We start from the raw sequence: 9100 nt of genomic DNA on the forward strand, positions 1-9100 counted from the left end.
AACCTGGTCCGACTGGAGATGGCTGAGATCGCGCGGGAAGTGGGGGTTGCGCCGACCGATCTTCGCTTTACGACAGCGCTGCATTATTTGCGCTATGAGTGGAGCTGGCTGGCGATCAGCAGCCCCGGCACCTTGCCGGCGCGCTTGCTGCGTCTGCGGGAACGTCTCGGGGAGTTGTTGCTACCGAAACAACGGCGGGGGCGTGAATGCCCCCGCGTGGTGAAAAAGCTGCCGTCCCGTTACCCAATCAAACAGGTTCGATCTGCTAAGTGAACGGCATTACCGCCTAGGCGGGGCTTTTTGGTGGTGAAGCAGCTGGATAAGCCGCTTCGGGTAATCTTGATGCTCCTTCGTCTCTTCATGCGGGCGTCGTAATCACGCCACAGACCAATGGGCACAATATCTTGTGGTAAATCCTCACAGATATCGAACCCCTGTCATATCAGGCTTGTAGCCTCTTCATTGAAAGCAGTCGCCATCCGCGCAATTTTTTTCTTTGCCCCGCAAAGCCAATAACGGCGCGGTTTTCGTGATATTGGCCGGGTGTCAAGACTTGTTGTTGAGGTTTCGGAACACTAGAATTTGCGTCCCTGCCGGATTAAAACAGTACATATTGTGGTTACACACAATCCGCGCACAGGTTTTTAACAGACTTGTCCACAGCCCCTCCGGGTCGGACAAATCGCACGAATCGCCCGATGCCCGCTCCACGGCGCGCATCACCGAAACTAAGCAATAACAGAGGCCAACCACCATGCAATTGACCACTTTTGAAGGGCACACCGCCGCCGAGCTGGGCCGTTCCGCTGCCCCGCAGGACGACTACAGCCCGTACAAAACCATCCGCCGCAACGGCGCGGTCGTGCCGTTCGAACCGGTCAAAATCTCCATCGCCATGACCAAGGCCTTCCTGGCCGTAGTCGGTGCGCAGGGGGCGACCTCGGCCAGCATCCGCGACAAGGTCGCCAGCCTGACCGAGAGCGTGGTGTCGTCGCTGATGCGTCGCAAGCCGGAAGGGGGCGCGATCCACATCGAAGAGATCCAGGATCAGGTGGAACTGGCTCTGATGCGCTTCGGTGAGCACGACGTGGCCCGCGCCTATGTGCTGTATCGCGAACAGCGTTCGCAAGAGCGCGCCGCCCGTGGCGAGGCGCTGCACCAGATCACCATCAACGTGATCCGCAAGAACGGCAACAAGCTGCCGCTCGATATCGCCCGCCTGCGTGCCACCATCGAGTCCGCCTGCAAGGGCCTGGCTGAGACCGACGCCGACGCGATCCTGAGCGAAACCCTGAAGAACATCTACGACGGCGTGCCGGAAGAGGAAGTGAACAAGTCCTCGATCCTGGCGGCCCGTTCGCTGATCGAAAAAGACCCGGCGTACAACTACGTTACCTCCCGCCTGCTGCTGAACAATATCCGTCTGGAAATCCTCGGCGAAGCGGTCAGCCAGGAAGAGATGGCCGAGCGCTACGCCAGCTACTTCCCGGCCTTCATCAAGAAGGGCATCGAGGCCGAACTGCTGGACGAGAAGCTGGCCGAGTACGACCTGAAGAAGCTGGGCGCGGCCCTGAAGGCCGAGCGCGACGAGCAGTTCGGCTACTTGGGACTGCAGACCCTGTTCGACCGCTACTTCCTGCACGTGGACGGCACCCGCATCGAGATGCCGCAGGCGTTCTACATGCGTGTCGCCATGGGCCTGGCGCTGAACGAGGTGAACCGCGAAGAGCGCGCCATCGAGTTCTACAACGTGCTGTCGACCTTCGACTTCATGTCGTCGACCCCGACCCTGTTCAACTCGGGCACCCGTCGCAGCCAGCTGTCGTCGTGCTACCTGACCACCATCGCCGATGACCTGGATGGCATCTACGAAGGCATCAAGGAAAACGCCCTGCTCTCCAAGTTTGCCGGCGGCCTGGGCAACGACTGGACCCCGGTGCGCGCCATGGGGTCGCACATCAAGGGCACTAATGGCAAGTCACAAGGCGTTGTGCCGTTCCTGAAGGTGGTGAACGACACCGCCGTGGCGGTGAACCAGGGCGGCAAGCGCAAGGGTGCGGTGTGCGCGTATCTGGAAACCTGGCACGCCGACATTGAGGAATTCCTCGAGCTGCGCAAGAACACCGGTGACGACCGTCGTCGTACCCACGACATGAACACCGCCAACTGGATTCCGGACCTGTTCATGAAGCGCGTGATGGAAGGCGCCGACTGGACGCTGTTCAGCCCGTCCGAGTGCCCGGACCTGCACGAGCTGTTTGGCCAGGCCTTCGAGAAGCGTTACACCGAGTACGAAGCCAAAGCGGCGCGCGGTGAGCTGAAAGTGGTCAAGAAAGTGCCGGCGCTGTCGCTGTGGCGCAAGATCCTGACCATGCTGTTCGAAACCGGTCACCCGTGGATCACCTTCAAGGATCCGTGCAACATCCGCAGCCCGCAGCAGCACATGGGCGTGGTTCACAGCTCCAACCTGTGCACCGAGATCACCCTCAACACCAACGAGGACGAGATCGCCGTGTGCAACCTGGGTTCGGTGAACCTGGTGAACCACCTGAAGGATGGCAAGCTCGACAGCGACAAGCTCAAGCGCACCATCACCACCGCGATGCGCATGCTCGACAACGTGGTCGACATCAACTTCTACCCGGTGAAGAAGGCCCGCAACTCCAACCTGAAGCACCGTCCGGTCGGCATGGGCATCATGGGCTTCCAGGACTGCCTGCACACGCTGCGCATCGCCTACGGCTCGGACGCGGCCGTCGAGTTTGCTGACGAATCGATGGAACTGGTGGCCTACCATGCCTACTGGGCATCGAGCGAAATGGCCCAGGAACGTGGCCGCTATCCGTCGTACAAGGGCTCGTTGTGGGACCGCGGCATCCTGCCGCACGACAGCATCAACCTGCTGGCAGCCGAGCGCGGCGGCTACGTGGAAGTGGACCGCACCGAGCGTCTGGACTGGAACGCGCTGCGTGAACGTATCAAGACCTACGGCATGCGCAACTCGAACTGCCTGGCCATCGCCCCGACCGCGACCATCGCCAACATCATCGGCGTGTCCGCGAGCATCGAGCCGACCTTCCAGAACCTGTTCGTGAAGTCCAACCTGTCGGGCGAATTCACCGTCACCAACGAATACTTGGTGCGCGACCTGAAGGCGCTGGGCCTGTGGGACGAAGTGATGGTCGCCGACCTGAAGTACTTCGACGGCAGCCTGGGCCGCATTGACCGCGTGCCGCAGAACCTGAAGGAACTGTACGCCACCGCCTTCGAGGTGGAGCCGAAGTGGCTGGTGGATGCCGCCTCGCGTCGTCAGAAGTGGATCGACCAGGCGCAGTCGCTGAACCTGTACATGGCCGGCGCCTCGGGCAAGAAGCTGGACGAGCTGTACAAGCACGCCTGGGTTCGCGGCCTGAAGACCACCTACTACCTCCGCACCCTGGCTGCCTCCAACGCCGAGAAGTCCACCGGTCGTGGCGGCGAGCTGAATGCAGTGCCGGTATCAGGTGGCGTGACCGCCTATCAGTCGGCCCCGACCACTGCTCCGGCCCAGGTCGAAGAGAACCTGCCGGCGACCGATGCGAAGTTCTGCTCGATTGATAATCCAGACTGCGAGGCTTGCCAGTAAGGCAAGCGTAGCCAGGCCCCTTCTCTGTTTTGGCAGCGAAGAGGCCTGGCGATAGCGGTTGGGTACGCTTCGTCACCTTGGTCGTAAAGCACCGTGCCATAAGGCGGCGCTGCAACAACTAGAAACAAAACCGCTATCTGGCAGCCAGCAGCAAGGTGTATAGCAAAAGTGCAAGCCCCTAAGCCGTCGCATTCAACAGAAAGTGAGGCATGGAATGGTTTCGTACTACGTCAGCACCCAGCCCCAGTCCAACGGTGAACATCCCGTTCACCGCTCCGGCTGCGAGCATCTGCCCGACGAGCCCCATAGGGTGTTCCTCGGGTCGTTTGTCGACTGTCATGAGGCGGTGAAGTCTGCCAAGCGGCACTTCCCCTACGCTAACGGCTGTGCCGTCTGTCTGCAGGAGTGTCACAGCGGCTGACAACGCTGCACAAGTAACACCCAGGTTGGTCGAAGCCATTCGGCCAACCGCCATCCTCAAGCCGATCACCCGGTCGGCTTCGGGATGGTTCGATGCCCGGCGCACCGCGCCGGCCCGACCGGACCCTGGTAAGGAAACTGCCATGCGCCGCATCTTGTTGCTGATTGCCGTTGTTCTGCTGGCTGGCTGCACCACCATGTCCAAGCAGCTCAACGGTAGTTTGACCCCGCCGCCCGGACAGGCCTACGCCATCGTGTCGCTGACCGGCCGTGCATTCATCCCTGACACCGCCACGATGCAGGCCAACTGGAACGGCCTAGACAACGGTAGCAACGGCACGGTGTACGCCGCTTTCGTCACCGACACCGTGTTCGGCGAACAAGGCATGCCGCCGGTCGAAGGGAAGCTGGCGCTGCTGACTCTGGCTCCTGGGCGTTACCAGATCAAGGATGTCTGGGCACGCTGGGCCGACGACACCGGTTTTATGTCCTACCAATGGGTGCGGCATTTCAAGATCGACGCGCCGTTCGAGGTAAAGGCCGGCGAAACCGTTTATCTGGGCACTATCTGGGTCGACATGTCGAACCTGCCCGAGCTGCAGATACGCAACGAACAGAAGCGCGACTTCGGTCATATACATCGTGTCTGGCACGTGCCTGACACATCGGCGGTGAGAACTGAGTTGCTGGTCAACAGCCACCCCGAGCTCGCCGGCCCTGGATACTGAAACACACTAGAAACAAGAAAAGGACACCCATGCTCAACTTTGAAGACCCGATCGTCGCTACCGGTACCGCCAAGCTCAACTCGATGGACGAGCACGGCACCGCCCGCGTCAACGTTGTCGACAAGCGCGTCATCAACGGCCAGACCGACGTGAACCAGCTGGTGCCGTTCAAGTACAAGTGGGCATGGGAAAAGTACCTGGCGCAGTGCGCCAACCACTGGATGCCGCAGGAAGTGAACATGCAGCGCGACATCGAACAGTGGAAAACCGGCCAGCTGTCCGAAGACGAAATGCGTCTGGTGAAGCGTAACCTGGGCTTCTTCGTTACCGCCGACTCCCTCGCTGCCAACAACATCGTGCTGGGTACCTACCGCCAGATCACCGCGCCGGAATGCCGCCAGTTCCTGCTGCGCCAGGCGTTTGACGAAGCGATCCACACCCACGCTTACCAGTACATCGTCGAGTCGCTGGGCCTGGACGAAGGCGAAGTGTTCAACGCCTACCACGAGATCAAGTCGATCCGCGACAAGGACGAATTCCTGATCCCGTTCATCGACACCCTGACCGACCCGGAATTCAAGACCGGCACGCTGGAAAACGACCAGAAGCTGCTGAAGTCGCTGATCGTGTTCGCCTGCATCATGGAGGGCCTGTTCTTCTACGTGGGCTTCGTGCAGATCCTGGCGCTGGGTCGCCAGAACAAGATGACCGGCGCCGCCGAGCAGTACCAGTACATCCTGCGCGACGAGTCGATGCACTGCAACTTTGGCATTGACCTGATCAACACCGTAAAGCTGGAAAACCCGCAACTGTGGACCGACAGCTTCAAGGATGAGATCACCGCCCTGTTCCAGCAAGCCATCGAACTGGAATACGCCTACGCCGAAGACACCATGCCGCGCGGCGTGCTCGGCCTGAACGCCAGCATGTTCAAGGAATACCTGCGTTTCATCGCCAACCGTCGCATGCAGCAGATCGGCCTCGAGCAGCTGTTCCCGGGCGTGACCAACCCGTTCCCATGGATGTCGGAAATGATCGACCTGAAGAAAGAGAAGAACTTCTTCGAGACCCGCGTGACCGAGTACCAGACTGGCGGGGCGTTGAGCTGGGATTAATCGTCGTTCGTCCGTCGAGCGACACATAAGCTTGCCAAAACGACACATAAGCTTGCACTCGACGACACATAAAGTTGCTCTTTGTTTCGTGTAAAGCAAAAAGGCTCCATCAATGATGGGGCCTTTTTCATGAGAGCTTTATTTGAACTGATTGGTGGGCCACGATCGGTCCGAAGTGGAGGTTTGGCCTGGGAGATATGGTCTGTCCACTGTTCGGCCGTCGAGCGACACATAAGCTTACCTGAGCGACAGATAAATTTGTCATTGAGGGGGTTTGTTAAGCCGAGTCGCAACAGAGAATCGCACCCTGGCGCCTTGTAAGCATGCCAACAGTACCTAGCATTAATCGATGCATAGTGATGCCTTTCTCATCGTAGGAGAGCCCGATGCGCTATCTCTGGAGAGTCTTGCTTGCCGCCCTGGTACTGAGCCTATCCGGCTGTGGCTACAACGCCCTGCAGGCACAAGACGAGCAGATCAAAGCCAGTTGGTCCGAGGTGTTAAACCAGTATCAGCGTCGCAGCGACCTGGTCCCCAATCTAGTCAGCACAGTCAAAGGCTATGCCAACCACGAAAAAGACGTGCTGGAGCAAGTGACCGCCGCGCGGGCCCGGGTTGGCGGCATCCAGGCCACGCCAGAGCTGATCAACGATCCTGAGGCGTTCGCCAAGTTCCAGGCGGCCCAGGCCCAGCTGTCCGGCGCTCTGTCCAGGCTACTGGTAGTTTCGGAAAACTATCCGCAGCTGAAGGCCGATGCCAGCTTCCGCGATTTGCAGGCTCAACTGGAAGGCACGGAAAACCGTATCACGGTGGCACGCAACCGCTATATCAAGTCCGTGCAGGACTACAACGTCACCGTGCGCAGCTTCCCGACCAATCTGACTGCCATGGCTTTTAGCTTTAAGGTTAAGCCCAATTTCACCGTGGAAAATGAGAGGGCCATTTCGACCCCGCCGCGGGTGGACTTCGGGACATCGGCCTCCCCAAGCAAGAGTAGTCCGGAAGGGGCCTACTAATGACTGCCTTCGGGGCCGCCCGAGTCCTGTTCGCCTCGGCGGCTCTGGTTTGGAGCCTGGTCGCCGGCGCGCAACAGATAGCGGTTCCGCCCTTGAAGGCCCACGTCACCGATCAGACCGACACACTGACTCAGGAACAGCTGGCCGCCCTGGAGCAAAAACTGCAAAGCCTCGAGGCGGCCAAGGGCAGCCAGTTGGCCGTGTTGATCCTCCCCAGTACTGGCGAGGAGTCCATCGAGCAGTACTCGCTGCGCGTAGTCGAGCAATGGAAGCTTGGCCGAAAGAAGGTAGATGACGGCGCGCTGCTGATTGTCGCCAAGGATGACCATGCTCTGCGCATCGAAGTCGGCTACGGCCTGGAGGGCGCGCTGAATGATGTCACCTGCAAGCGCATCATCAGCGAAATCATTGTGCCGCGCCTCCAGCAAGGCGACTTCTACGGCGGCATCAATGCCGGAGTCGACCGCATGATCCGTGTCGTAAACGGCGAGCCCCTGCCGGCCCCGGCCCGTCCGGACACCCGCCGCACCGGCGGACTCGGCCATGCGCTGCCGGTCATCTTCGTCTTGTTGTTTGTGGTAGGGGGCGTGCTACGGGCCCTGCTCGGTCGGTTGCCGGCGGCCATCGCTGTGGGCGGTGGGGCAGCCTTGCTCGCCTGGCTGCTGGTTGGGGCGCTCTCGGTGGCGATCGGCGTGGGGCTGGTCGCATTTGTCTTCACCCTGCTCGGCGGCGGCATCGGTCGGCTCGGTGGCTGGCAAAGCGGTGGTGGCTTTGGCGGTGGCGGACTGGGAGGTGGAGGATTCAGCGGCGGGGGTGGTGACTTTGGGGGCGGCGGCGCCTCGGGGAGGTGGTAGTGAATCGTCTCGCGCGTATCGTCCGGCATCTCGCCATGACCCACTGGCAAGTGCGTCGCGCCTTTCCTCCTCGCACCCTGCACGCCATCGAGGCGGCGATTAAGGCGAGCGAGCTCGCCCACGTCGGACAGATTCGCTTTGCCGTAGAGGGAGCGCTGCACAGTGTGGCGCTGTGGCGCGGGCAGTCGAGCAGAGCACGCGCCCTCGAGGTATTTTCTCTGCTGCGGGTGTGGGACACCGAGCAGAACAATGGCGTGCTCATCTACGTGTTGCTGGCGGATCGGGGCGTCGAGATCATTGCAGACCGCGGGATACATGCTAGGGTCGGCGAACCGGAGTGGCGGAATATCTGCCGGACCATGGAGGCGGCCTTCAAGGCGGGACACTTCGAGGACGGCGCCGTGGCGGGAGTACGCGCGACGACCCAATGCCTGACGACACACTTTCCGGCGGTCAGGGAGTGCTCGAATGAATTGCCGGACCGGCCGGTGTTGCTGTAGCACTCACGGTCAATGCCCTGCCCCGACCTAAACAAAAGCCGCCCAGAGTCCGGGCAGCTTTTGGCCGGTGTTGGAGCCAGAACATGGGAAACTCAGCCGCGGCAGGAAGAGCGGCCAGCGATGGCCGCCCCGTCCGGTAACGCGTCTTTCTTGCTTGTGTGGTTCCGGGGTCGGCTCGATGTCCAGCCACAGCGCGAGTTTCAAGTGTCCCCGGACTGGACCTACACCGCCACCGGGCTACAGTGCTGCTGAACGGTGGGATGGACCGGTTCGAGGGTGGTCAGGCTGTGCTATATTGGCGGCCCGCTTTCGCCTCGAACGGTTTGTCAGATGAACTCTCTCCCCCGCCTGGCCTGTCTGCTGCTGACTGCTCTGCTGTGCGCCGCCTGCAAACAGCCTCCGCTGCAAGGCAGCTTCCGCTGTCCCGATCAGGTGAAGTTCCACTACAGCCGCCAGAGCCAGACGGTGGAGCTGACCCGCGCCGGCACGACCTACCAAGGCATCATGGATGAGAAACGCCAGCTGACCTGGCCGAAGAACGAGAACGATCGCAGCCTGCCTGACACCTTCGCGCTGTCGCGCAAGGACCCGAAGCAGCTGAGCCTGTATGGTGGCTTTGCCGGCAAGGGGCTGGCCTGTCAGAGTGATGGGGGCTGAGGCAGGTTTGCCGTTTCCACAAAAGAAATAGCCCGGTAAATCCGTAATGCCGTTCACTTAGCGGATCGAACCTGTTTGATTGAGTAACGGGACGGCAGCTTTTTCACCACGCGGGGGCATTCACGCCCCCGCCGTTGTTTCGGTAGCAACAACTCCCCGAGGCGTTCCCGCAGACGCAGCAAGCG

General features: G+C 60.8%; 8 protein-coding genes and 1 pseudogene. All 9 read left to right on the top strand.

Annotated elements, in window-relative coordinates:
- Nucleotides 1-273: pseudogene (locus QU481_RS22920) on the top strand (IS4 family transposase); the annotation flags it as partial.
- 481 nt (nucleotides 274-754) lie between these two features.
- On the top strand, nucleotides 755-3625 hold the full coding sequence (locus tag QU481_RS22925) for a ribonucleoside-diphosphate reductase subunit alpha (protein ID WP_289832294.1): 2871 nt from the start codon (nucleotides 755-757) through the stop codon (nucleotides 3623-3625).
- Between the two features lie 214 nt (nucleotides 3626-3839).
- Complete coding sequence (locus tag QU481_RS22930) at nucleotides 3840-4046, top strand: hypothetical protein (RefSeq protein WP_289832295.1); 207 nt, start codon at nucleotides 3840-3842, stop codon at nucleotides 4044-4046.
- 142 nt (nucleotides 4047-4188) lie between these two features.
- A complete protein-coding gene (locus QU481_RS22935; RefSeq protein ID WP_289832296.1) occupies nucleotides 4189-4773 on the top strand; it encodes a hypothetical protein in 585 nt (194 codons plus the stop codon).
- 29 nt (nucleotides 4774-4802) lie between these two features.
- The gene (locus QU481_RS22940) at nucleotides 4803-5888 is read left to right on the top strand and encodes a ribonucleotide-diphosphate reductase subunit beta (protein ID WP_289832297.1); all 1086 of its coding nucleotides are present in this window, start codon (nucleotides 4803-4805) and stop codon (nucleotides 5886-5888) included.
- A 386-nt stretch (nucleotides 5889-6274) separates the two neighbouring features.
- On the top strand, nucleotides 6275-6904 hold the full coding sequence (locus tag QU481_RS22945) for a LemA family protein (RefSeq protein WP_289832298.1): 630 nt from the start codon (nucleotides 6275-6277) through the stop codon (nucleotides 6902-6904).
- Complete coding sequence (locus QU481_RS22950) at nucleotides 6904-7758, top strand: TPM domain-containing protein (RefSeq protein ID WP_289832299.1); 855 nt, start codon at nucleotides 6904-6906, stop codon at nucleotides 7756-7758. Before QU481_RS22945 ends, QU481_RS22950 begins: the two co-directional genes overlap by 1 nt.
- Nucleotides 7758-8258 (top strand): TPM domain-containing protein, encoded by a 501-nt coding sequence (locus QU481_RS22955; protein WP_289832300.1) that lies wholly within the window; start codon nucleotides 7758-7760, stop codon nucleotides 8256-8258. Before QU481_RS22950 ends, QU481_RS22955 begins: the two co-directional genes overlap by 1 nt.
- A 330-nt stretch (nucleotides 8259-8588) precedes the next feature.
- Complete coding sequence (locus QU481_RS22960) at nucleotides 8589-8915, top strand: hypothetical protein (RefSeq protein WP_289832301.1); 327 nt, start codon at nucleotides 8589-8591, stop codon at nucleotides 8913-8915.
- The last annotated feature ends 185 nt before the right edge of the window (nucleotides 8916-9100 follow it).

The organism is Crenobacter oryzisoli, assembly GCF_030385785.1.
Taxonomy (GTDB): Bacteria; Pseudomonadota; Gammaproteobacteria; order Burkholderiales; family Chromobacteriaceae; genus Crenobacter_A; species Crenobacter_A oryzisoli.

Coding starts and splice junctions, on each gene's coding strand:
- QU481_RS22945 (WP_289832298.1), top strand. CDS start 6,275: ATGCGCTATCTCTGGAGAGTCTTGCTTGCCGCCCTGGTACTGAGCCTA.
- QU481_RS22960 (WP_289832301.1), top strand. CDS start 8,589: ATGAACTCTCTCCCCCGCCTGGCCTGTCTGCTGCTGACTGCTCTGCTG.
- QU481_RS22930 (WP_289832295.1), top strand. CDS start 3,840: ATGGTTTCGTACTACGTCAGCACCCAGCCCCAGTCCAACGGTGAACAT.
- QU481_RS22925 (WP_289832294.1), top strand. CDS start 755: ATGCAATTGACCACTTTTGAAGGGCACACCGCCGCCGAGCTGGGCCGT.
- QU481_RS22940 (WP_289832297.1), top strand. CDS start 4,803: ATGCTCAACTTTGAAGACCCGATCGTCGCTACCGGTACCGCCAAGCTC.
- QU481_RS22950 (WP_289832299.1), top strand. CDS start 6,904: ATGACTGCCTTCGGGGCCGCCCGAGTCCTGTTCGCCTCGGCGGCTCTG.
- QU481_RS22935 (WP_289832296.1), top strand. CDS start 4,189: ATGCGCCGCATCTTGTTGCTGATTGCCGTTGTTCTGCTGGCTGGCTGC.